The sequence below is a fragment of the Chthonomonas sp. genome, from assembly GCA_016788115.1.
Lineage (GTDB): Bacteria > Armatimonadota > Fimbriimonadia > Fimbriimonadales > Fimbriimonadaceae > UBA2391.
This window is the reverse complement of record JAEURR010000007.1, coordinates 55,978-79,334: the sequence shown is the minus strand read 5'-3', so window position 1 is coordinate 79,334 and position 23,357 is coordinate 55,978. Positions and strand designations below refer to the sequence as shown.

At 60.3% G+C, this 23,357-nt stretch carries 21 protein-coding genes and 1 tRNA gene; 7 read left to right on the top strand and 15 right to left on the bottom strand.

What is annotated here, in order from left to right; translation table 11 throughout:
- Positions 1 to 2 precede the first annotated feature (2 nt).
- Genes JNM85_07880 through JNM85_07870 form a run of 3 tightly spaced genes read right to left on the bottom strand, consistent with a single transcriptional unit; the run spans position 3 to position 3,640 of the window.
- Entirely contained in the window at positions 3 to 1,190 is a 1,188-nt protein-coding gene (locus tag JNM85_07880) for a branched-chain amino acid ABC transporter permease (protein ID MBL8087970.1), read from the bottom strand.
- Positions 1,187 to 2,362 (bottom strand): branched-chain amino acid ABC transporter permease, encoded by a 1,176-nt coding sequence (locus tag JNM85_07875; GenBank protein MBL8087969.1) that lies wholly within the window; start codon positions 2,360 to 2,362, stop codon positions 1,187 to 1,189. The genes JNM85_07880 and JNM85_07875 overlap by 4 nt, the downstream gene beginning before the upstream one ends.
- Positions 2,363 to 3,640, bottom strand: a complete 1,278-nt coding sequence (locus JNM85_07870; protein ID MBL8087968.1) for an ABC transporter substrate-binding protein — start codon at positions 3,638 to 3,640, stop codon at positions 2,363 to 2,365. It lies immediately after the preceding gene.
- A 147-nt stretch (positions 3,641 to 3,787) separates the two neighbouring features.
- Between JNM85_07870 and JNM85_07865 the strand changes: the two genes are divergently transcribed.
- Both JNM85_07865 and JNM85_07860 read left to right on the top strand, forming a co-directional pair.
- Entirely contained in the window at positions 3,788 to 4,633 is an 846-nt protein-coding gene (locus JNM85_07865) for a hypothetical protein (protein ID MBL8087967.1), read from the top strand.
- A 3-nt stretch (positions 4,634 to 4,636) separates the two neighbouring features.
- Positions 4,637 to 5,857 (top strand): PDZ domain-containing protein, encoded by a 1,221-nt coding sequence (locus tag JNM85_07860; GenBank protein ID MBL8087966.1) that lies wholly within the window; start codon positions 4,637 to 4,639, stop codon positions 5,855 to 5,857.
- On the opposite strand, the gene JNM85_07855 is transcribed toward JNM85_07860, so the two are convergent.
- A complete protein-coding gene (locus JNM85_07855) occupies positions 5,793 to 6,449 on the bottom strand; it encodes a uracil-DNA glycosylase (protein MBL8087965.1) in 657 nt (218 codons plus the stop codon). The genes JNM85_07860 and JNM85_07855 overlap by 65 nt on opposite strands.
- 521 nt (positions 6,450 to 6,970) lie before the next feature.
- Positions 6,971 to 7,046: transfer RNA gene (locus JNM85_07850), tRNA-Arg, on the bottom strand.
- A 309-nt stretch (positions 7,047 to 7,355) separates the two neighbouring features.
- Here JNM85_07850 and JNM85_07845 point away from each other — a divergent pair.
- Positions 7,356 to 7,697, top strand: coding sequence for a hypothetical protein (locus tag JNM85_07845; protein MBL8087964.1), 342 nt, complete (start codon positions 7,356 to 7,358; stop codon positions 7,695 to 7,697).
- A 241-nt stretch (positions 7,698 to 7,938) separates the two neighbouring features.
- Here JNM85_07845 and JNM85_07840 read toward each other — a convergent pair whose 3' ends face one another.
- Positions 7,939 to 8,136, bottom strand: a complete 198-nt coding sequence (locus JNM85_07840) for a hypothetical protein (protein MBL8087963.1) — start codon at positions 8,134 to 8,136, stop codon at positions 7,939 to 7,941.
- A 139-nt stretch (positions 8,137 to 8,275) separates the two neighbouring features.
- Between JNM85_07840 and JNM85_07835 the strand changes: the two genes are divergently transcribed.
- The gene (locus tag JNM85_07835) at positions 8,276 to 9,382 is read left to right on the top strand and encodes a DUF1385 domain-containing protein (GenBank protein ID MBL8087962.1); all 1,107 of its coding nucleotides are present in this window, start codon (positions 8,276 to 8,278) and stop codon (positions 9,380 to 9,382) included.
- Here the strand turns inward: JNM85_07835 and JNM85_07830 are convergent.
- Entirely contained in the window at positions 9,379 to 9,924 is a 546-nt protein-coding gene (locus JNM85_07830; GenBank protein MBL8087961.1) for a CAP domain-containing protein, read from the bottom strand. The two genes, JNM85_07835 and JNM85_07830, sit on opposite strands and share 4 nt — an antisense overlap.
- A gap of 13 nt (positions 9,925 to 9,937) precedes the next feature.
- Positions 9,938 to 10,732 carry a tryptophan synthase subunit alpha gene (locus tag JNM85_07825; protein ID MBL8087960.1) on the bottom strand — a complete coding sequence of 265 codons (795 nt, stop codon included), beginning with the start codon at positions 10,730 to 10,732 and terminating at the stop codon, positions 9,938 to 9,940.
- Between the two features lie 144 nt (positions 10,733 to 10,876).
- Here JNM85_07825 and JNM85_07820 point away from each other — a divergent pair, with 144 nt between their 5' ends.
- The gene (locus JNM85_07820; GenBank protein MBL8087959.1) at positions 10,877 to 13,246 is read left to right on the top strand and encodes a transglycosylase domain-containing protein; all 2,370 of its coding nucleotides are present in this window, start codon (positions 10,877 to 10,879) and stop codon (positions 13,244 to 13,246) included.
- A gap of 294 nt (positions 13,247 to 13,540) precedes the next feature.
- Positions 13,541 to 15,379 (top strand): penicillin-binding protein 2, encoded by a 1,839-nt coding sequence (mrdA, locus tag JNM85_07815; GenBank protein MBL8087958.1) that lies wholly within the window; start codon positions 13,541 to 13,543, stop codon positions 15,377 to 15,379.
- On the opposite strand, the gene JNM85_07810 is transcribed toward mrdA, so the two are convergent.
- Genes JNM85_07810 through JNM85_07785 form a run of 6 tightly spaced genes read right to left on the bottom strand, consistent with a single transcriptional unit; the run spans position 15,313 to position 20,377 of the window.
- Complete coding sequence (locus JNM85_07810; GenBank protein MBL8087957.1) at positions 15,313 to 17,400, bottom strand: O-antigen ligase family protein; 2,088 nt, start codon at positions 17,398 to 17,400, stop codon at positions 15,313 to 15,315. The two genes, mrdA and JNM85_07810, sit on opposite strands and share 67 nt — an antisense overlap.
- Entirely contained in the window at positions 17,397 to 18,326 is a 930-nt protein-coding gene (locus JNM85_07805; protein ID MBL8087956.1) for a glycosyltransferase family 2 protein, read from the bottom strand. Before JNM85_07805 ends, JNM85_07810 begins: the two co-directional genes overlap by 4 nt.
- Positions 18,277 to 19,170 carry a glycosyltransferase family 2 protein gene (locus JNM85_07800; GenBank protein MBL8087955.1) on the bottom strand — a complete coding sequence of 298 codons (894 nt, stop codon included), beginning with the start codon at positions 19,168 to 19,170 and terminating at the stop codon, positions 18,277 to 18,279. Before JNM85_07800 ends, JNM85_07805 begins: the two co-directional genes overlap by 50 nt.
- Positions 19,171 to 19,179: 9 nt before the next feature.
- On the bottom strand, positions 19,180 to 19,434 hold the full coding sequence (gene tatA / locus JNM85_07795) for a twin-arginine translocase TatA/TatE family subunit (protein MBL8087954.1): 255 nt from the start codon (positions 19,432 to 19,434) through the stop codon (positions 19,180 to 19,182).
- A gap of 4 nt (positions 19,435 to 19,438) precedes the next feature.
- Complete coding sequence (gene tatA, locus JNM85_07790; protein ID MBL8087953.1) at positions 19,439 to 19,636, bottom strand: twin-arginine translocase TatA/TatE family subunit; 198 nt, start codon at positions 19,634 to 19,636, stop codon at positions 19,439 to 19,441.
- A 54-nt stretch (positions 19,637 to 19,690) separates the two neighbouring features.
- Complete coding sequence (locus JNM85_07785; protein ID MBL8087952.1) at positions 19,691 to 20,377, bottom strand: hypothetical protein; 687 nt, start codon at positions 20,375 to 20,377, stop codon at positions 19,691 to 19,693.
- Positions 20,378 to 20,447: 70 nt separating this feature from the next.
- Between JNM85_07785 and JNM85_07780 the strand changes: the two genes are divergently transcribed.
- Entirely contained in the window at positions 20,448 to 21,059 is a 612-nt protein-coding gene (locus tag JNM85_07780; GenBank protein ID MBL8087951.1) for an HD domain-containing protein, read from the top strand.
- On the opposite strand, the gene JNM85_07775 is transcribed toward JNM85_07780, so the two are convergent.
- Positions 21,041 to 23,356 (bottom strand): hypothetical protein, encoded by a 2,316-nt coding sequence (locus tag JNM85_07775; protein ID MBL8087950.1) that lies wholly within the window; start codon positions 23,354 to 23,356, stop codon positions 21,041 to 21,043. The genes JNM85_07780 and JNM85_07775 overlap by 19 nt on opposite strands.
- Position 23,357: the final 1 nt, after the last annotated feature.

The following is a 23,357-nucleotide window of genomic DNA, read 5'->3' as shown; positions in this document are numbered from 1 at the left end:
GTTCACGCCCTCGCCTCCGAAGTCTTGCGGAACAGCCCTCGGACCCAGTTCCAACTGAACTCGTGGTGGGCGAAGACACCTTGTGGCCGGAGCAGCATGACCATGATGAGCGTTGCCGCGAAGATGACCAGCCGCAATTTGGACCCTTCGACCGAAGCCGATGCCAGCGCTGGGATAAGCCCCAGTAGGAACTTCAGCACGTAGGTGACCACGACGGCACCCACCAGGGTGCCAGCGATTCGAGCCGCCTTTTGCGATGCCTTGCCGTGGAAGTGCTCGCCGACATGACGAAGCACGACGACCGTTCCGATCAGCGATATCGTTGCGCCGATCAAGCCGGACATCGTGACTGCGTCGATGAGGCGTAGCGCCTCGGGAAGGATGCTGAGGACGATCGCGGCAATGGTTGCGCCGGTGATCGATCCGGTGCCACCGAGCACCACCATCGTGAGGATCACGAACGAGGTCTCCATCGTGAACATGTTCGGCTCGATGAAACCACTGTTGTGGGCCATGAGCGCGCCGGCCGATCCGGCGAACGCCGAGCCGACCAAGAACGCAACGACCTTGGTCTTGGTGACATTGATCCCCATCGCCGAGCTCGCCACCTCGTCATCGCGTACGGCCAAGAAAGTGAGCCCGTGGGCAACTTTCAGCAAGTTTCGGCATACGGCGATGCAGACGGTCGCCAACAGCACCGCCAGCCAGAGCGGCGCCTCTACCTTGGGCGAGACGCTCAGGCCGCGCGCTGCACCGAGCTCCTGCGTGTTCTGGACGACGATGCGGATGATCTCACCAAAGCCCAGGGTCGCGATCGCCAAGTAGTCCCCGCGAAGCCGCAGGCTCGGAAGCCCAACAATGAGTCCTGCCAGCGAAGCCATTATCGCGCCGACAACGAGCATTGCGATGATCCAGACCGGGGCCGAGAGCGATTGCCCCGCGAAGTAGTTGATGGACAGGTAGGCGGCTGCGTAAGCCCCCACTTGGTAGAACGCTGCGTGGCCAATCGAGAACTGGCCCGTCACGCCGTTGATCAGGTTCAGGCTCACCGCGAGGGTCACGTACAGTCCCGCCAAGAAGACCAGACGTACGGCGAACGAGTCAAGCGCTCCTTTAACGACCGTGTCAAAGGCGAAGGCCCCCAGGATCGCGAGCGCGATAGAGCCCACCCGGATCAGCGCGAACTTCAAACCTTTTCCACCTTGGCCGAGCCCAGCAGACCGCCTGGACGCACCAGCAAAACGAGGATGAGAATGACGAAGGCGACGGCGTCCTTGTAATCACTGCCACCACCCCACACGACCATCGTTTCGGTGAGCCCCATCAGGAACCCGCCCAAGACCGCGCCGGGGATGTTACCGATGCCGCCGAGGACGGCAGCAACGAACGCTTTAACTCCGGGCAGCAGTCCGAAGAAGGTGTCGATCTTGATGCCGGCTTGAAACGTGGCGCTGAGCATGGCCGCTGCGCCGGCGAGGGAAGAACCGATCACGAATGTCAACGTCACGATCTTGTTCACGTTGATACCCATCAGCGAGGCAGAATCGAAATCGTGGCTCACCGCGCGCATCGCCCGGCCTGCCTTGGTGAAGAGCACCAGATGCCGTAGCGCCGCCATGAGGACGAGGGTGACGACAAAAATGATGACGTACCCTTTGCTGATGCCTACCGTGATCGCAGTCGCACGAGCATCGGCGACCGCCTTGTCATACGTTGCGCGCGTGTTGAAGAACGCGTCGCGAATGGCCTTGCCCTCCGGCGAAGGGTTGTAGGTGTCCTTCTCTTTGATCTGCTGGGCGGTCCAAAGGCCTTCGAGCCGCTTGAGCTCTTGCTGTTGTGATTCGGCTTTGGCAGTGAGCTCAGGGTCGGCGGCTTTGAGCGTGAAGGAGTATGCGCCGGGGAACGGGTTCACGCGCTGACTCACGTTGGGCGCAGGAGAATTGGGCAAGAAGAGCTGACCACCGTATTGCAGCAACAGCGAGACGCCAATGGCCGTGATGAGCGCGGCAATGCGTGGCTGACTGCGCATGGGTCGATACGCGAATCGCTCAATGATCACGCCGAAGAGTGCGGAGACGGCCATGCTCGCCGCGAGCATGGCGATGATAATCCAGACGTTGGTTTGGGTACCGAGTTCTTGTGCAGGGCTGAACCCGAACGCCCAGGAGACGAAGAGAGCGGTGTAGGCTCCGAGCATGTAGATTTCGCCATGCGCGAAGTTGATGAGCCGCAGCACACCGTAGACCATCGTGTAGCCCAGCGCCATTAGCGCGTAGACCGCACCGTACTGCAGGCCGTTCACCAACTGTTCTGGCAGCGTTTGGAGTTCAAACGCTGCCAAAAGCCCGGAGCCGAGCACCATTTACTTCATCACGTCCGCGTACTCGTAAGCCTTGCGGAACACCTGGAATCCCTCGGCCATCGGTCTCACTTCGACGACGAGTGCGCGCTTGGGAGGATTACCCTTCATGCCCTTGAGCGTGATGTTGCCGCTGACGCCTGCCATGTTCACCGTGTTTTCGATCTCCTCGATCAAGTTCTTGCTGTTGAACTCTTTCTGCGCGGCGGCGAGTCGCTTCAGAGCGTCGATCACGACCAGAGCCGCATCATAGCCCAGCGCAGCCATGGTGGTGCCGGGTTCCTTGCCGCCGCTGATCGCCTTGTACTTGGTGAGGAAGTTGCCGACCTCCGGTCGATCTTCCTTGTTGTTGTAGTGGTTGCACAAGAATCCGCCGAGGATCGCATCACCGCCAGACTGTAGGATTGTTGGGGAGTCCCAACCGTCGCCACCAAAGAACTTTGCAGTGATACCAGCCTGTCGAGCCTGCGAAGCGATCGGGCCGACTTCAGGGAAATAGCCGCTCAAGAAGATGCCCTGCGGATTCTTCGCTTTGATCTCGCTCAAGATGCCCTGGAACTGGGTTTCGCCGGTCTGGTAGGCCTGCTCGGCGACGATCTTGCCACCCAAGCTCTCGAACTTCGTCTTGAAGCTTGCACTGAGACCCTGCGAGTACGGAGCCTTGCGGTCCGTGATGATCGCCATCTCGCGCATACCTTGTTCGTCATAAGCAAACTGAGCCATAACCGGCCCTTGGAAATCGTCCGTGTAGCAGACGCGGAAAACGTTCGTGCCGATGTCGGTGATAGTCGTCTTCGTCGAACCGATAGAGACGACGGGGACGCCCTTCTCGTACGCGGTGCGTGCGATCAGCTCCGTGTGGCCGCTCGCGACTTCTCCGACGATGGCCAGCACGCCATCGGAAATGAGCTTCTCGGCGGCGGTCTTGGCTGGGTCCGGCTTGCTGGCGGAGTCTTCGGTCAGCAACTCAATCTTCTTACCGCCAATGCCTCCCGCGGCATTCAGTTCATCAACCGCGAGCTTGGCACCTTTGGCGCTGTCGTCGCCCCAAGGCTTCTGATCGCCAGTCAAGCTTGCCACGCAGCCGAGCTTGATCGTTTCGCCAGCCATCTTGTTGCCCTCTGCGGTAGGAGCCGGTCGAACGGTGTCTGCTGGCGCGGTGGAGCCCGCCTGCGTCCCACCCGTCGCCGCGGAGTCTTCCGCCTTCTTGCATCCGCTGAGGCCAGTCATTGCAACCGCCAAGGTAGCCAAACCAGAAATCAACCACAGTTTTGAATTCATAACCCGTATCCCTCCGATATGCGCACGGAACGCATTTTGGGTCCCAGTATAACGACAGATCCGAAATGAATGCCAGCTATTCCGTTCGAACCGATTTGACGCCGAATGAGCGTAAGCTTCATACTCTGGCACAGAAGGCAAAATTCTATGTCCGAAAAGTACGATCAGCTCATCCAAGAAGCGACTCAGGCGTTGGGCGAACACCGGTTTGAAGACGCTTTGCGTGCTGCAGACGGGGCGCTCACCGAATCTCAGAAGTCGTCGCAGGCGCACACGATTCGTGGCATTGCGCTCGCTCAGCTTGGCCGATCGGCCGAGGCCACCGGGGCGTTCCAGGTTGCCGTCAATGCAGACCTGCAGAACGCCAAGGCGCGGTACAACTTCGCGACGCACCTGTATCAGCAGGGAGATCGGGACTCGGCGTACTCGCTCGCTCGTGAGGCCCTGCAGATCGATAGCGGGATGAACAGCGCACAGGACCTGATGCGGCTGATCGATGAGGAGCGGCGTGCCGCGGCCCATTCCCAGCCCGCCATGGCTCCTCCCCCCGGTGTCCCTTATGGAGGGATGGCGGCTCCGCCCCAGAGCATGCCTCGTGCGGGATATGAGAGCAGATCGGTCCACACCTTGCCATTCCTTACAAAGAACGCCGGTCTGTGGACCGCAGCCGGTTGGCTGTTGGTCCTTCTCTCAGCGTGTGTGTTCGCCTATTCAGTTACGGTGCTACTCCCCTATTTCTCCGAGTTGATGGCAAATGCTCAGAATCAGGACAAAACTAAAGAGCTGTCCGAGCGCATGAGCAGCGTGATGCCGGGTTGGGTGAGTCTCTTGTCTCTTTTCCTCACGATCGGCACAATCTTCTGGACAATCATGGACTTGGTCGATCGGCGGGGAAACTTCATCTGGCTCGTACCGTCAATACTGTGTACGATCTGCGGTATGCAGTGGATGGTGTTGCCTATCTACATGGTCACTGCGCGTAAGAGTAATTAGAACATGATTCAAGCCACACTTCTTAGTCTGCTCATTGCTGCCGGACCGGTCGCTCCTGTCGAACACCCGTTCATCAAGACCGAAGAGGCTATGGTCGTCGAGGCGCTCGTGAACGGCCAGAAATGCAGTTTCATGTTCGATACGGGCTTCTCAGGTGTCGTCGTCATCAGCCCATCGGTGAACATTGGAAAGCCGACCGGATCCATAACACTGCGGGACTTCGTCGGACAATTCGAGGCCCCCACCGTGCCGATCAAGACGCTCTCCCTCGGCGCGATGAAAATCGATACCAAGGGCTTCACCGCGGTGCAGCAGGACCAGGGAAACATGAGCGAGAACTATGGCGTCCACTGCGACGGGATCATGGGGCTCGAAACCATTAGCCACCTGACAACCGAAATCAACTTCGAGAAGAGCAAGTTCATTTTCTATCCGGATTCATACGACATCAGCAAGCGCAAGCCCGACAACGTCAAGACCTTTTTGCTGAAAATGCTCCCCACGGGCAACAACTCAATCGAATTACGCGTGGAGGCACCAACTGGAAAGAGATTCACACTCGCGCTCGACACCGGGAACGCGTTTTATGCAACCACCCACAAGGACGTCCTTGAGGACGCGGGGATTTGGAAAATCGGTGACGCACCAAAGTTCATGAAGCAGTCGGGCGTGGCATCGGGAACGGTGGATAGTTGGTACATGTACATGAAGGACATGAAGATCTTTGGCGTTCCGGTCAAAGAGAGTGTCTGGTCGATCATCGACTTGCCCAGCAGCTCCGCCGAGAGCGCGGGCACGGTGGGCTTCGGCTTCCTCAAGAACTTCAACATCACGTTCGATATGGAGCGCCGCTACGTCTGGCTGGAGCGATACACCGAGGACCCGGGGAGCAAGCCCATCGCCGAGACGGGAATCCTGGCTGCCTACTATGAGGAGATGGAGCGCACGATGATCTTCCGCGTGGTGCCAAATAGCCCGGCGTCCAAGGCGGGGCTGAAGGCAGGGGATAGTCTTCTAAGCGTTGATGGCGAGGACCCGAGCGGACTTTCGTTCAAGAAGCTCGCGAACATGATGGAGGGCCAAAAAGGCACCAAGGTCAATATCACCGTCTCTCGCAATGGCCAGCTTATGAAGTTCGTGGTCGAGCGGGACTACCTAATCAACGGCATGCCCACCACCGCGCCAGCACCTGTTCCAGCATCGGCTGCGTCAACCGGCCTGTAAAGGTGTTCTGCTGACTGGGGTGGTAGCACCCAAAGACTCTCAATCCGGTCACGGAGGTCGATTCGACCCCGTGGCCGAATTTCATCTGAGGCTTCTCACCAAGGGTCTTGTGGAATCGATCCCAAGCAATGCCTCCGAGGCAAAGCACTGCTCGCCATGGTCGGAGCGCGAGCGTCCGCTGCAAATGTACTGAGCACGCATCCATCTCCTCCGGGGTGGGTTTGTTGCCCGGCGGCGCGCAGTGGTTCACCGCCGTGATCAGTGCGCCCCTAAGGGCCAGGCCGTCGCCGCGATCCGTCGCGTGAGGCTGGTTGGCCGCGCCGATCGCGTGCAGACTGCGGTACAGCCAGTCCCCACTCCGATCGCCGGTGAACATCCGTCCGGTCCGGTTTGCGCCGTGCGCCGCGGGGGCAAGCCCGACGATGAGCAGCGTGGCATCGGGGTCCCCAAAGTTTGGCACGGGCAATCCCCAGTAGTCGTCATCCCGAAAAGAGGCACGCTTCTCAGCGGCCACCTGGACGCACCATGCCCGGAGCCGCGGACAAGCTTGGCAACCGGTGATGTCCGCGTTCAAGCGGTCATGAGGGTTCACGAGGGGAGATTTACCTGAAGGCAATTTTCCTTGGCTGGAGGGCACCCCTGTTTCTCAGGGCACCCTCGCCAATCCTTTCTTGGACGCATTGGCTGCGTCCCGGCGACCGAAGTCGCTCGTTTTTAAGAACTCGAATCTACATTCGAGCGGAATGCTGCCTACCCCCGTGCCTGCGGTCTCGAAGAAAACTCGGCACGTTCGGTAGACCGTATTCATTAGAATAGGTCGGAATCGCCAAAAGTTGCAGCCCTGGGACCAAAAAGAGCAAAAATACAGGGACCGGCCCAATCCGAACTGGACAGGTGATGCCGGACGTCACGTTTCAACGGGAGCACCAAGGTCCAATCGGCGCCTATTGGGTCTGCGGTTCTAAAATCCGGTCGAACAGTTGTTCGAAGTCGCTGGAACATGCTTGGACGGCGGAGGCGATTTCTGCTCAAGCACCACTGTCGCAGGCGTGGTCCAAGATTAATGACCCCTGTTGTGGAGTTCTGTCTTGACTCTGTAAAGGTGAGGGAAAGTGGCGCGCTCGAGAGGACTCGAACCTCCGACCCCCAGCTCCGCAAGCTGATGCTCTATCCACTGAGCTACGAGCGCGTAGGGATAGAAGATACCCTGCGAGAGCCGAACGCATCAACGGGCCGACGATCTCTTTGCCCCTACGGTTCCCGCGCCGAGGCACTCCATGCAGCCCGTCGAATGCCGGGGATAGCTTGCCGATTTAGGTTCAAAAGGCCCCCGTACAACCCTCCAGCTAGACACCTTACGGGCCAGCAAACGGTCTAGCTGGAAACGGTGCTTGAGTTCAATCGACACCCGTAATTCGACTAACGTGCGCGGCGAGGGAGCAGGGAACAATCCACCCATCGGAAGCTCATCTGGCTCCCGACGGGGACTAAAGAATCCATGTATATCGTTAATTGGAACGAAGAGGAAAACACACTCGAGGCAAGCCTCGGCGGAAATGTCACGGTTGGCGAGGCGCAAGTCTTCGCCGATGCGATTGTTCACGAACTGGGGGCCGTCCCTCAGCGACCGTTCACCTACAAACTCGACTATTCAAAGGCGAACCGAGTGGATGAGGGTGTCCTAGAGGCATTTCACGTGGCGCAGGTCTATTGCCGTCTGCGTGGCGCAACCAAGTACGTCTGTGTTGCCCGGACCCAAACCGAGGTCGAGTACATCATCGGCCTCCGACTGCAGCAAGTCCTCGAAGGCGAGGAAGAGTACCAGCTCGCGGCTGCCTAATCGATGCATCCCCAGGCCGCGGCGAAACAATGCAGTGAGTCGCGGCCCTCTGTGGGCTCTCTTTGAAATCATAAACCGGAAACGTTGAGTGGCCGTCTCTTTCTGGCTTTCCTGCCACACCTGCGGGATGGCCGCTCAGCGTGCCTGTAGCAATCAATACAACCAACTCCTATCTCCCCCCGCGTGGCTTTCACTACGCGGGCCTTTTTTTGCTCCAGAAACGAACAAGGCGATCTGAGAATCAGACCGCCCGTTCCAGCTCACCCGCTGGCTGCAGAGACTTATGAGATGATTGCGAACAGAACGCAGCCAGTTTATGAATGGCCTCTTCCGAAGTTGCGTCGAGCTTCTGCGGACTGGTCAATGCCAGGTTCAGCAGCGCGAACGCCTCCTCTTCGGTGAGCACAAGGCCATTCGACTTCATGTCGATGGTCTTCATTGTTTCCCTCCAAGGAATGCTCTATTCTAGACGCCTCATCTTCGGCAATGTTCACGAAAGTCCCAGTGATCTGGCGGGACTTCTGTGAAAACATCCCGGAGAAGAGCCGAAACTCACCCTAGGTACACTTCCAACGCCTATGCCAGATGCGGAGTATTTACAGTTCGGCGGTCAAGCCGTCATCGATGGAGTGATGATGCGCTCTCCGCATTACTTCGCGGTGGCCTGTCGGGCCCCGAACGGGAACATCGTGGTGCACACCGAAGAGCTCGCCAAGACCTGGGTCGGTCGGCAGAAGTGGCTCAAACTTCCGTTTCTGCGGGGCACGCTCGCAATCCTCGATGGCATGGCGCTTGGCATCAAGTCGATGCGATTTGCCGGGGACGTTCAGATGCGCCCGGAACTGGCTTCACCTGAGCCTGAGGCTCTAGCCTCGACACCTTCCGCCAATGCCAGCACTCCGACGCCTGCCGCCAAGGCGGTTCCAGCCGAAGGACTGCCACAGCCTGCGCCTACAAGCACCGCTATCCAGAGTGCCTCAATCATCGGCGCGCTGGTTGTTGGCTTGGGGATGGGCATCATGCTCTTTCAGTACGTTCCCAACTTGGTTGCGCAGTTCTCCAGCCGTTGGACCGGCGATAAGCAAGGCACGGCGACCAACTTCATTGCCGAATGCGCCAAGGTCGTTATCTTCCTAGCTTACTTGTGGCTTATCGGCCGCATGGCCGCTATCAAAGACGTCTTTCGATACCACGGGGCCGAGCATAAGGCGATCAACGTCATTGAGGCAGGGGAAGAACTGAACCTGGAGAACGCGACGAAGATCACGCGATTGCACCCGCGATGCGGAACCAGCTTCGCCGTCATCGTCCTCATCGTGAGCTTTCTGTTCCTGCCGCTCGTCCCCCGCTATCCGGTGACGGGTGCTCCAGGCAACCTGCTCGCCGACACCACCGTTCGCGTGCTTATTGAACTTTGTATCGTGCCGCTCATCGCCGGTGTTAGCTACGAGCTCTTGCGCCTGGCAGGGCGGTTCCGATCCAAGCGGATCATCACGATTGCGTTTGCCCCCGGCCTGTGGAGCCAGCAGTTTCTGACCACGCTTGAGCCGGAACAGAAGCACCTGGAAGTCGCGATTGCAAGTCTCAAGGCCGTGCTCCAAGCGGAAGCGACCGGTGAAGAACTGAAGACGGACAATTACGAAGCCGCTCCGATCGAGCTGAAGCCGGTGACAAGCGTCGCCTAACGTCCGAGGAAGTCCTGAACCCAGTACTTCAGATACTTGCTATCGGGGTCGAAGTAGTACCCGATCCCCATCTCGGTCACGTCCGGCCGCAAGATGTTCTTGCGGTGCCCGGGACTGTCCATCCACATCTTCACCACTGTGGCCGGATCGGCCGCGCCGCCCGCGATGTTCTGCGCGATCACCTTCCAATCCTTGATGCCGAGCGCTTCAATACGATCCTTGGAGGTGCGTCCGAGTGAGTCCTTGTGGTCGAAGTAGCCCTTGGACGCCATGTCCTTCGCATGCCAAAGCGATGCTTCGGCGAGTTTCCAGTTCAGTCGAACGGGCTTGAGCTTCTCCTCGGACCGGATCTGGTTGATCCGGACGAGGACTTCGCGCGCGTAAGTGACCATCGTCTCTGAGAACCCGGCGATGGGGACGCCGATCTCGGTGGAAGCGCTCGAACTGGAGGCCAGCGGTTGCTCGGTCTGGGCAGCGCAACACAGCGCCATCGCGAACGCGGAGGCAGTTGCGATCCCGTGCCAGAGCCGTCGAGTCTTCATCTCCCCACCTCTATTATGGTCGGGTACCAGCCTTCAAACCACGAACGAACTCACGAATCGTCGATGCGCCTCGGCCCGAATCCCATTCGCTCGCCAGCAAATCTACCAGTGAAGAGCCCACCACCGCACCATCAGCTTGCTCGCACACCGCGTGCACATGCTCCGGCTTGCTGATTCCGAATCCAACACAAATGGGGATATTGGTATGGGCCTTGCACCGTAGCACGAGGTCACCGACCTGGTCCGAGAACTTCGAACCCACGCCGGTGACACCCGTTCTCGACACGGCATAGAGAAATCCGCTCGAACACTTGGCGACCATCGCGAGCCTCGCCTCGGTGCTCGTCGGTGCGGCCAGGTAAATATGGTCCAGCTCGCACGCCTCGCTCGTTGCAATCCAGGCGTCCGACTCCTCGGGCGTGAGGTCGCTGATGATCGTGCCCGATGCGCCAGCATCACGAATTGCCTGAGCGAACCGCTCGATCCCGGCGTGAAGCACGGGGTTGTAGTAGCCCATGAGCACAATCGGCGCCCCAGGGTTTTGCCATCGTGAGAGGGCCTCCAGGACCGCCATCGGCCGGACTCCGCGATCCAGTGCACGTTGGCTACTTGCCTGAATGGTAGGGCCGTCGGCGATCGGATCGCTGAAGGGGATTCCCAATTCGATAATGTCCGAGCCTGCCTCGCAAAGAGTGTCCAGGATCGCCGGGAGTTGGTCCAGGGACGGGTCGCCCGCAGTGACGAAGGTCACTAACGCCTTCTCACCCGCTTGGGCTAGGGAGTCAAATTTGCGGGAGATGGGTCGCATGGGTCCCTCTAGTTTGGCGCGCACCATGGGATTTTCGCCTAAGCTGCATGCAACTAGGCCCCGCTTCACGTCTAAACCTCTTGGAGATCAGTCTGAAGCACGGGCACGACTCTCGAACCCTGTGCGTTATACTGAACGAGCATCGTGTCCACCAAGGGTAACGCACTAAAGGCCTCTGCACGTCCGGCGCGCAAGCCTCGGCGAAAATGGTTGCACCGGCTGAAGATTACGGCCTTGGTGCTCTTCATTTTTGCATCGGTAGGCGTCTTGGCTGGCTCGTACGTCTGGGGCATGAAGCTCAAAGAGGCCGAGCCCCTCGCGGTGACGCTCAGTTCGGTCAAGGACAAGATCGACATCGCTCCGACCGAGATCCTGAGCCGCGACGGGAAGGTCCTCTTCAGCATGGTCGGCGAGAACCGCGAATGGGTCGCGCTCAAAGACGTCCCCAAAATTGTCCAGGACGCGACGCTGGCCGCAGAGGACAAGCGGTTCTATTCACACAGCGGTATCGACCCGTGGTCGCTTGTGCGGCAAGCCGTCACCAATGCCCGTGAGCGTAGCATCGAAGGCGGAGCAAGCACCCTCACGATGCAGGTCGCCAAGCGGGTCTACACCAGCCCCAAGCAGACCATCGAACGCAAGCTGCAAGATATGGCCCTGGCGGTTGAGATCGAAAAGCACCACACCAAGGAGTTCATCCTCGAGTTCTATCTGAACCAGGTGTACTACGGATCTTGGTCTTACGGCATCAAGAAGGCAGCCGAGACGTACTTCGACAAGGATCTCGACGAACTGACGATCGCCGAAGCGGCGACGCTGGCACGCTGCGTTCGACGACCCAGCTTCGAGAACCCGATCGCGAACCCTAAGGTGGCCCTGCACAATCGAGACGCGGTCCTGGTGATCATGCGCGATGAGAAGATGATCACGGAGGCGCAGTACCAGGCCGCAAAAAATGAGCAACTCGTGCTTAACAAGCGCAAGCCGTCGCCTGGGCTGCGCACCAAGAAGGTCGCACCGTATTTCGTTGATTACGTGCTAAAGACGATTGAGCGTAGCTATCCCGATCTGCATATTGACCAAGGCGGTTACAAGATCCGGACCACGCTGGACGCCTCGCTCCAAGACGCGGCAGAGGACCGGGTGAAGACGATCGTCGATCGGTACCGCCGGTCACGGGTGACCACCGGCTCGTTCTTGCTCCTGAATCGCGATGGGGAGATCCTTGCGATGGTCGGAGGCTGCGACTACAACCGAAATCAGTTCAACGTCTGCTCGCAAGGGAAGCGGCAGCCGGGGTCGTCCTTCAAGCCTTTCGTCTACGCGCTTGCGCTTGAACAGCGAATCCTGAGCCCGAACAGTGCGCTTACCAACGCGCAACAAGTCTTCAGACTTTCGGGGCAGCCGCCCTACTCGCCTCGCAACTCGACTGGCCGGTACGGAGGAAGCGTGGACTTGCGGACCGCGATTTCGTTTTCGATCAACGTGCCCGCAGTGGACGCGTTGTATCGCTACGGGAGGTCCCGTGGCCTCGCCGACTTTTCTAGCCGCTGTCGCCGAACGTTTGGTTTCGAGCACGAGATCTACCCGTACCTGAGCAGCGCGCTCGGAGCGAGTGAGGTGAGCCCGATCGAGATGGCGCGGGGCTACAGCACGTTCATGCTCAGCGGTGGGCAGTTCGAGCCGTTTGGAATCTCCCAGATCACCGGCCCGGACGGCGACATCTTGGTGTCGAATCGCGGTCGGATCACGCGGGGCAAGCTAAAGGCCGACGTCGCAGACCTGCTCGACAGCTACATGCGCTCGGTGGTCACCTCTGGCACGGCGAAGGCCGCGTCCGGAATCACCAACGCGCGCGGAAAGACCGGCACTACGAGCGACAACCGGGATGCATGGTTCGTGGGCTACACGGACAAGTTCCTTGGCGTGGGCTGGATCGCCAACGAGATCCTTGAAAAGCGCCCTGGCGGGATCATCGTGCCGAAGTACGAGGAGATGTCCAGCAACGTATTTGGCGGTACCCATACGGTGCAGATGTGGACCGACATCGTCGCGCGCGCGCAGCGCAAGTACGGTGAGCGGGGAACTTCGCACAACGCTCCCGCCATCGATGGGTGGAAGGCCGAGACCCCGAACACCAGAGACGAGAATCCCCCTGTCAACACCGAGCCGAATCCAGATGAGAATCGCAACGGAGACCCGGCAGGCTCGCCAGAGCAGGCACCGCCGATCCAGCCCGCGGACACACCTCCCGGTGAGCGAACGACTCCCAATGACGACGGTTCTCAAGGCGGGATGGAACCCCCGGCGACGAAGCCAGAGCCAGGTCCCAAAACGACTCCGCGGCAAACACCCCCGGCTGCAAAACCGCCCGAGGAGGAGCGAGGAACCATCACGGTGATGGTATGCGCGGATACGGGTCAACTGGCGAGCGCAGCGTGTCCGGAGAAGACTCCCCGGACGTACCGTCGGGGCCGCGAGCCGAAATCGACGTGCAGAAAGCACGGCGGATGAAACGATTGCCTGGTCAATCGAGTTAATACTTCTGTGCCTGGAGGCAGCATATGCCCGAGCGAAGAAAGCCCCGCCCCATGAACACGGATTTCCGCACCTGGATGCTTTTTCTGGTGCCGTGTTTCGGCTTGCTTACGGTCTTTGCGCGCCTCTGGTACATTCAGGTCATCGTCCCTCCGAAGCAACTAACCGGGGCGAAACGTGCCCCGGTCAAAACCCAGGCGACGCGTACTCACGATTCGCCTCTTGTGTCACGGCTGAAGCGAGTTTGGCGGGAGCTGAAGAACCCCTGAGATGTCCGTAATCCACGAAGAGAGAGGCCAAACCATGGATGCGCGCGTCATGCTGCTCATCTCGCTTCCGTTCATCGGGATTCTTGGCCTATTCTTGCGCCTTTGGTACATCCAAGTCGTCAAGTCACCCGCTCTCATTGAGCGTGCGGAGCAGTTGGGGCGGCAGCGGATCGAGACTCCCGCACCCCGAGGACTCATCGTTGACCGCGATGGCACCATCGTCGCCGGGGTGAAAGCTGAACTCGTCGTGACGGCTCAGCCGCGCATCGCCCTGCGTGATGCGAAGGTCATTCAGCGGGTGGCCCAGTTGATTGGCATCCCCCCCGCCGAGCTCAAAGCCAAGATCGAATCCGAGAAGTGGCGGGGAATCTTGCCCGTCCCGGTGGCCACGGGCGTGGATATCGTCGCCGCGACCAAGATCGCCGAGAGCAGCGTCGATTTGCCCGGTTTCGGTGTCGATTCCCAGCCTCTGCGGATCTACCCCGGCGGTGCGGGGATGAGCCACGTGCTCGGCTTTGTCCGTCCGCCGGACGAGAAAGACGTGGAGCGGCTCAAAGCGGCCGACGCTAAACCCGGGATGTTCGTAGGCAAAAGCGGCGTGGAGTACTCGCACGAGCTTGACCTGATGGGGACGCCGGGGCAGGACGAACTGGATGCGCCGCGCAAAGGTCAGGATCGGAAGATCTCGAAGCGCTCTGAGCCGACCCCCGGTTCCAAGCTCGTGCTCGGTATTGACGGTCGGCTACAGCAGCTCGCAACTGAGTTGCTCTCCGGTCGCAAAGGTTCGGCAATAGCGCTCGACCCGAATACTGGCGAAGTGCTTTGCATGGTGAGCTCGCCCAGCTTCAACCCGAGCATGTTCCTCGATGGTCTCACCACCGCAGAGAGCCAGTATCTGTATCAGAATGAGGATCGTCCGAGCTTCAACCGCGCGACGCAGGCGACCTACCAGCCCGGCTCGACGTTCAAGATCGTCACCGCGATCGCGGCCGCTCTTACTGGCAAGTTTGATCCGAATCGTCCGGCGTACTGCCCTGGCTTCTACTCGTTCGGCAAGGGACGACCGCTGAAGTGCTTGGGCACCCACGGGTCGATCACGTTCCATCGAGCGTTCGAAAAGTCGTGCAACACCTACTTTTGCGATCTGGCGAACCGAGTGGGAGTGGACGGCCTGCGCAAAGCATGTGAGCTTCTGCATCTGGGCCCAATGCAGGGGATCGACCTACGCGAAGAGGGAAGAAGCATCATCCCCACGGAGGCGTGGGTCCAAAAGAACCGTGAGGGGCGCTATTACCGCGGCAACCTGGTCCAATTCGGGATCGGCCAAGACGCGGTTTCCATGACGCCGATGCAGATGGCGAACCTCGTGGCGACGGTTGCGAACCGCGGGATTGTCTACAAACCGCACGTCGTGCGAGCGATCCAGCAGTATGGACAGACCAGCGCCGACCGGGTCTCGCCGCAAGTGCTCCAGCGGATTGACTTACCAGATACGTTTTGGGACCAACTCCAGTCCGCCGCTCTGGCGGTTGTGGAGACTGGCACCGCACGAGGAAGCAAGATCCCGGGATTCCAATACTGCGGCAAGACTGGGAGTGCCGAAGACGGCCGTCGAAGCCTGACCCACAGCTGGTTTGTGGGGTACGCGCCCGCAGTCAACCCCAAGATCGCGATTGCGGTGGCGGTCGAAAACGCGGGACACGGGGGCGAAGTCGCCGCGCCGATTGCTTCGAGACTCATCAAGGAGTTCTGCGTCGATGGTCCTGCCCGACGTCACTCGGCTTTGAACAAGGTGCCCAGGACCCCTTCAACTTCCGCCGCCTTGCCACCAAGATTCTGATCGCGATACGCGCGCGCCAACTGCCGACCAATCTCAATGGCCAGGGTCCGTTTCTCGCTGAGCGTTTCCAGCGATTCGCCGGCGTACCGCGCCTCCGAATCGTCACCGATCACGTTCCGGACGAACGGGTCGCTCACCGTTGCGAACTGAACCAGGGTCTGCCATGCGGGCTCCAACAGCACCGCCTGCTTGTGGGCGATCAGGCTCCTACCGGCAAGGTACTGCCGCGCCTCGGCGGTCTCGGTGGGGACAATCTCGGGGATCGCACGGACAGTGAAGGTCGTCGACTTCTCAGCTTCGATCATCTGTCGAGCCACCTCTTGCGCTCCGCTGTCGTCGCCGGAACTGATGGCGATCTTTCGCAATGAGTTCAGCGCGTCGAGGTTGTAAGGGTCCAGGCGTAGGCCGTCCCGAATAGCGAGCATCGCGTTCTCCGGCTCGGACCGCGCGAGGTAAGCCTGGGACAGCGCGCGATAGTAGCGCATCCGGGGCTCCGCCGCTGCCGCCTGCCTGAGTAACTCAATCTGACGATTCTCCGCGCCCGTGGGCGGCAATGCGCTCTCCAGGTACATGGCCATCCCGTCGCCGGGGTTCAGCGCCGTCGCTTGACGAATGGCTGCAGCTCCTTCGGGACTCGAGATTTGCGCTAGGCCCGTGCCACGCAGGACCTCACCCATCGCCGCCTTGCCTAAGAGGACCACGAGAAGCCCGCAACCGAGGGCTGCCACGATCCGCGCGGGTTTTGGCATCACTTCGGGCGATGAGCCGTCTGCGGCCACCTGGAGGCCGATCCCGATCATGCCGAAGAGCAGGAGAAGATACTCGAAGTGGTAGAGCAGGCTGTCGAACTGGTTGTGCACCGCCGCCGCGACGATGGCTCCGAGCACTGCGCTGCGAATGAGTTGGTTTGCTTCGGGTTCGCCGTGCGACCGACGGCCAAGCTCGAGCATCACTGCCACGAGGACGACGACGAATGTCACCGCGGCGAAGGGCGTTGCTTCGGCGGCAAGTTGCAGATAACTAGAGTGCGCGAGCTGGGTCTTGCTTACCAGCCCTGGCTTCGTGCCGACGTACTGAAACGTATTCAGGCCGGAACCCGCGGGGTTTTCCTTGGCCAGGGTGATCGCACTCTTCCAGAGGAGCTTGCGGAAGTCGGCAGAGTTCGACGGGGCTGCGCCCCCGCCGAGAATACGCGGTCCCGCCGTCGTTCCGCCTCCCTTGGGTCCTGGCTTGGTGGCCAGCACGCCCGCCACGAGCACTGCCGCGACAATCAATGGAGCGACGAAGGAGCCGATCTGGCGCACGGTCGGACGCCTGAGCGGCAGCAGCAGGCACACCAGTAGTCCGCAAGCGATCGACAGCACGCCACCGCGGGATTGGGTGAGATACAGCGCGAAGAGGATGATGCCCGCGCCGAGAATCGCGAGCAGCCGAGCAACCCGCTCGCCGGTCCAGCACCAGGCAAGTGCGGAGAAGAAGCACAAGTTCAGTACCGCGGCGTAGACGTTTTGATTGATCCAACCACCGAAGATGCGCCAGTTCGGATCCAGTGCGCGGGAGCCGGCGTACTCCTGAATGCCCACGAGAGACACCGCCACGCCGCCGACGGCGATGGCCGCAAGCAGCAACCGCGGTCCACGTTCGCGTCCAGCAGTGACGAGGATCGCGCCGAGCATGGTCGCCGCCGTGGCCCACTCCAAGAACGAGACGAAGCTGATGTAACGCGCGACCGAAACGATGACCGAGATGAACAGCAACCCCAGGAGCACCATGAGCGGCACCAGGACCTTAAGGTTTGGGGTCGGAGTGACACGTCGCCGCGCCAGGGCAAGCCCGAAGATGCTCACAGGGACGAGACCGAGCATGAAGTGCACAGTAGTCGGCAGTTCCGGTACCCGTGGTAGGCTGCCGAGAATTGCCGACCAGACTACGGGCATGGGCTCAACTGTGATGAAACCTCCCGTGACGGTCGCGAGCGCGAGCACGACGGCGAGCAGGGCAAGCGGGATCCGTTGGCTCATCGCCGTAGCCTCCGGCCCAGCCGGTCGATTAGGTTTTTGATGATGAACGCGCTAGCCCGCAAGGTCAGTCCGCTCGCCGCGACGAACAGCATGAGCGGTCGTGCGAGCGGCGCAAAATCACGGATCTGGTTCCGTTTGAAAAAGAGATACATCGACTTGTGAAACCGGACGATCATCCGGTTCGGAGCCTTGTCGGTGCTGCGGCCAATGTGGTGGGTCACGTGGGCGGTTGGTAAGTAGTGGACCCGAAATCCGGCTCGGTGGCAACGAAAGCAGAGGTCAACATCTTCGCAGAACATGTAGTACTCGGGGTCAAAGGTGCCGACGCTGTCGAGCGCGCGACGTGACATCATGAACGCCGCCCCACTCACCCAATCGGCGTCGATCGGCGCATCGTGGTCGAAGTCCTTCATCAGGTAGGTGCGCGTGAAGGGGTTCGAAGGCCACAGCCTGCCTAGCAACGTGTTCCGGAACAGGGCTGCCACGGGGTTCGGGAAACGTCGGACGCTGTACTGGAGCGAGCCGTCGGTGTTCAAGAGTTTGGGGCCAAGGATCGCGATCTCGGAGTTTGCTTCCAGGCAGTCGATCATGCGCCGCAACGCTCCTTCGTGAACGATCGTATCGGAGTTGAGGCAGAACCAGTGTTTGCCGAGCATGTGCCCGACTCCAACGTTATGGCCGCCGCAGAAACCAAGGTTCACCCCCTGTCGGAACAGCCGAACCTCGGGGAATTCCTGAGCCACCATGTCGCCGCTGCCGTCTTCCGAGTTGTTCTCGATGACGATGGTCTCAAACCGCGCCTCGTTGGCACGGTCTCGCAGGGAAGCGAGGCATGCCCGCAAGTCTTCGCGCGCATTCCAGCTACAGATCGTGATGCTAAGCTCTAAATCCGCGATGATAACTCCGGGCGCGCACCCACGCGCCAAGCCAAATCACCAGGGCCAGGCCAGGCAATAGAAGCCGCGCTGTCCTCCGGGTGTGCTTCACAAGATACCGGATGAGGCTTCGATGAGACTCCCAAATCATCTGCGGACGAGCCTGCCGAGTGCTCGCGCCCCCCAGATGGACAATCTGGACCTCGGGGCAGTAGAGCGTGCTCCAACCGTTCTTCGCCAGCCGCGCCAAGAGGTCCACTTCATTGAAGAAGATCGGAAAACGCTCGTCGAATGGGGAAGTCGGATCGCCGATCGTCGCCAGCGCCGCGCGCCGGAAGAGTAAGAAAGTCCCCATCGGTTGGGGTGCGTTCTGCTCCAGCTCATAGTCGAATCCGGGGAGCGAGTATGAACCCAAGGTGCCCCGTGGGAAGCGCTTGTCCAGCCCGGTCAGCATGCCGAGAATCCCCAGCACGCTGGGAAAACCTCGGACGGATCGCTGAGACGCATAGGGAGGTTCGGGATCGATGAGCTTGGCGCCCAGGCACGCGTGCTTGGGATGGTTCCGCAACCGTTCGAGTGCGGTATCCAGCGCTCCCTCTGTCACCTCAGTATCGGGATTGAGTGTCAGGAGCCAGTCGCCGCGCGCCACCTGGAAGGCGAGGTTGTTGCCGCGCGCGTAGCCGTGGTTCGTTTGCTCGGCACGCAGCGTGATGCCCATCTCACGGACGGCTTCGGCGCTGCCATCGCTGCTGGCGTTATCGACGACGATGATCTCGTACGGGACGCCGGGAGGAAAGCGATGGATGGAATCGATACACCGCACGAGCCATTCGCGGGTGTTCCAATTGACAATGAGGACGCTCAGACTGGTCTGTGGGATTTCGCCATCCGCCATACCCGCGGCCTACGGAGAGGGCTCGCTCTTCGCTTCGGTCGAAGCCTCGGGGGTAGGCAGCACTGCGGGAGTTGGCTTTGCGGGTGCAGGCTCGTTCGCCTCCATGGCCGCTTCATTCAGCATCCGCTTGCTGTCCTCGACTCCTTTTTGAAGTTCGCCTAGACCTTTGCCGATGCCGCGCATCATCTGGGGGATCTGCTTGCCGCCAAAAAGCAGCAGCACGACCATGAGAAGGATTAGCCACTCTGGCACGCCACCAAACATGTGGTTACGACTCCTTCTTCTCGTCTTCGGGCTTGCGTCCTTCGCGAATCCCGCGTTGGAACTCTCCCGCGCCCTGGCCGATGCCGCGCATGAGTTGCGGGATCTTGGAGCCACCGAACAACAGCAGCACGACGAGACCGACGATCAGCCATTCGGAGCCGCCGCCAAAGAGAGCCAAGCTAGATGAAAGGAAAATCGTCATTCAGTTACCGTGCCTAAAGGATACTACGTTTATCGGGACCCGGAAAGAGCCAGCTCAGCGCCCATTCGACGTACCGGTCTCAATTCGAACTCCGGTTTTGGATTCCGGGCCCGTACGGAACCGAATCTTTGAATCATCCATCTTCATCTCGCCCTTGATGTTCACGACGAACCAGTCGCGGGCCTCGCCGGCAATGATCTTCGGTGCCGTCGACTTAGGCTGGGGAACGTAGGGGGTCGCGGCGTTCAGCCTGACCTCTGGTGTCTCGAAGAAGAGCACGGTCGATTCGGGGTTGGTGATGTCCGAGAGCTTCTTGCCCGCAACGTCAAGGTTAAATGTGATGCCGGTGTTCGGCGTTTTTGGCCCGGTTTCACACGACCACGGCTTGTCCTTCGGCAGCGGTTTGATCTCAAACTTGGTCCCCATGAACTCTTTGCTCTCCCCAAGCCTAGCGCTCAATTTACGATAGTACGGCTCTAGCGCTGCCTGCCAGTCCTTTGAGGGAGGGAGTGCGCCGTTATGATCGCCCGCGTAAGCCAGGGCCGAGTCCCGGACGTACTCGAAATTCGCGGCGCATGCCGCGGTTGGCATGATGGATTCGCTCATTGCGCTCACTCCCTTCTTCAAGAAGTTGTATCCGATGAAGCTGAGAACTATGCATGGCACGAGCACGAAAACGAGGACCACCAACACGACTTTGAGGGCCGTGTTGTCGGACCTAGCGGGGGGCGATTGCGGCATCACGCTATTGGGTACGGTCTGGAACCGCAAAAGGATGCGTCTTGGGGTAGGTTGTTGCCCTAGGCGGACTATGGACCTATCGAGCATCTTACATGCAACACAGCGGGACGCCGTCCAGGCCCTGCTCGGCGCGCTGGACATCCACGTTCCTGGCGAGGCCGATCATGCGCAGAGGGTCGCGGTCTACGCGGTCGCTACCGCGCATGCCCTCGGACTCGATGAATCGGAGCTTGCCGACATACGCCGGGGGGCCATGCTGCACGACATCGGCAAGATCCAAGTGGATCGTGAGATACTCACCAAACTGGGAGAACTCACGGATGAGGATTTCAAGGTGATCAAAGCGCACTCACACCTGGCTGAGACGATGTTGGAAGAGCTGCCATGGATGGTTCCTGCGCTGGCGATGATTCGCCACCACCACGAGCGCTGGGACGGCCAGGGCTACCCCGATGGACTCCAGGGCGAGCGAATCCCGCTCGGCGCTCGCATCATCGCCGTTGCCGAGGCGTTCGATCAGATGACCCAGGAGTCCGGTTGGCGTGATCCCATCAGCGCAGGTGAGGCCCTCGCCGAAATCCATCGCAATGCGGGCAAGCAGTTCGACCCGGACGTGGTCGAGGCATTCGGTAAGGTTCAGCCGATTATCCAGCCCGTCTCACTTCATCGTGACGGAATCTGAGGCAAGATTAGGGGCGGCGTGATCCCATCGGGGCGGAAAGTCATTGGGCTGATCATGAGTGCATCAAGCTCCATGGAGGCCCCGTCGTCTGAGTCCACAAACACCGCAATCTCCGCTTCGCCATCGGCGAGGTTCGCGGTGCCGAGTTTGTACCAGCCAAATCCACCGGAGTAAAGGCTCACGGGCGGCGCATCGAGCTTGAAAACTAGGTCGCCCAGCTGGACCGAAACGCGGTCTCGTAACCCGGCGGGGATCCTCGCCGCGAGCCAGAACTCGTGTTGCCCGAGCTGCCTCGGCCGGAAAGTGAAGTTGGCTCGAAGCGGAGCGACATCGCTCGGAATCCGCGTCCTAAGTCGCAAGACGTTGTCTCGCGATGCGCCCTTCAGCGGAAAAACGTCTCCAAAGGTGTGATTCCGTGACGACTCGGCCTCGATCCAGACGTACTTCGACATCGAAACTTGAACGCGTCGTAGCATCCTACGCATCTCGACCAGCGCTGCACCGGGACGCGTCTCGTAGTCGCGCAACAAGTCCTTGAGCAAAAGCGCTTCTTGGTCCGCATCGGGAATCGAGTTGCCCGCTGTCGCGAAGAACGCACCCATGGCATTCGTTGTTTCGCCCAGGACTTCTTCGGGGGCGGGCGGCTCGTTCAAACCGGAAATGAGCACCGGCGATGACCCGAGCGTGATCTCGATGCCACCCTTGAACGCTTTTGCTCCGACGTCGTTGCCGTCCGAGCTCACAAACGTCGCTGTCTTGGCGTCGGCCATCCGGATCTTGGTGCGCTTCATCTGGTCGGTTCGCCAGAGGGCGTAGTAGGAGCGGCCGTATCCGACGTATCGGTAGCAACCGAAGTTCGGGCCGTAGTCCACCCGCTCGCCTTCGCCAAGCGCGGGAACCCAGTAACGTCCGCCCGCGAGCAAGCCGCTCGTCGCGGGATTTTGGCAGGCAGCCGGGAAGTAGACTGGGGCGATACTCCACTGCGACAGCGAGCGATCGGCGTTGAGCGCGGTCTGTGCGGCGGCGATGGTCTTCATGGCCTCAGGGTCCGAGGAGCGGAAATAGAACCCGCGCACGCCCAAGTTCTTGAGGTCGTTGACAATGCGATTCACATCGGTCGTATCGCTCAGATCTGTGGCGATGGAGAGCATGGCTTTGCCACGCGAAGTGGCGACGGAAACTACTTCAGCCGCTCCGTCGATGAGCTCAGTACGACTCTGGGCGTCGCCCACGAATCCGAGCCCAGACACCGCCGTCGTCGAACTCGCATAGGGGGCATTCCATCCTGTCCATTCCTGGACCACGGGCACATTCCACACGGACTGGATGCTCTGCACAAGCCGCTCGTAACGATTCGTCGCTGTGTCCGAGAGGGCCGCGCGGAAGTCTCGCCAGAAGGTACTTCGCTTGTAGTCGGCGTCGTAAATCTTGTCGGTGCCTGCGTCCCACATCTTGGGGACTCCGCGTGCATCGGTCCAGAGGGGCACAAGCCGGGCCAGGTCCTGGAACTGGTCGATGTCTACGGCGCGCAGGGCCCATGCGCGACTTGCGGTCAAGACGCTGGTGTACTTTGCGCGCAAGTACGCCTCGAACTCGAGTCGGAACATTCGGCTGGTTGGGATAAGCCGCGTGTCGGGTCCGGGGAATTCGGTGACTGACCCAATCGGGTTCACGAGTCCACGCAATCCGGGAGGCGTTGGATTTGCCTGAATCGTCCGCAAGAGTTGGTCGCGGTGTCGGTCCCATCCCTCCCAGTAGTCCAGCATGCCCTGGTTTTCAAGCTCCGGGTACAGAAGGACCACGTGCTCCAGCGTCGACCGAGTATCGACCCGCTCGCGCAGCGACCCGCTTTGGAGCGTGACCGGTCGAAGCTCTTGGATCGCCGCATCGCGCTGCGTGATGACGGCCATGAGGGCGCGGCTTGCCCCCGCAATTCGTAGGTTAAGGATTCGCTCCCCGGTGATGCCCGGTATCCGGTACCCCTCGGGCTCTACCGCGATGACATTCGCGTTCGCCGCCTTGTTCGAGATGGCGACGAAGTACCGCATCTCGTTCGCTTCCAGAAGCTTGATTGTGTCGACCCAGCTCGAGCCGTCCGCGGGCATCTCGACGATGACATCTCGCAGCCCGGCATCGTGCGCACGGAGGATGGCGTCGGGGGAACCGGGAATTCGCACGCCGACCGGGATGTACGGCGCACCACCCCAGAGCATGGTGCGCGAGGGGTTCACCGACCAACTTGGGGCGAGAAGCGCCTGGGTGCAGGCGACGAGAGCTCCAATGAGCGAGACTGACATT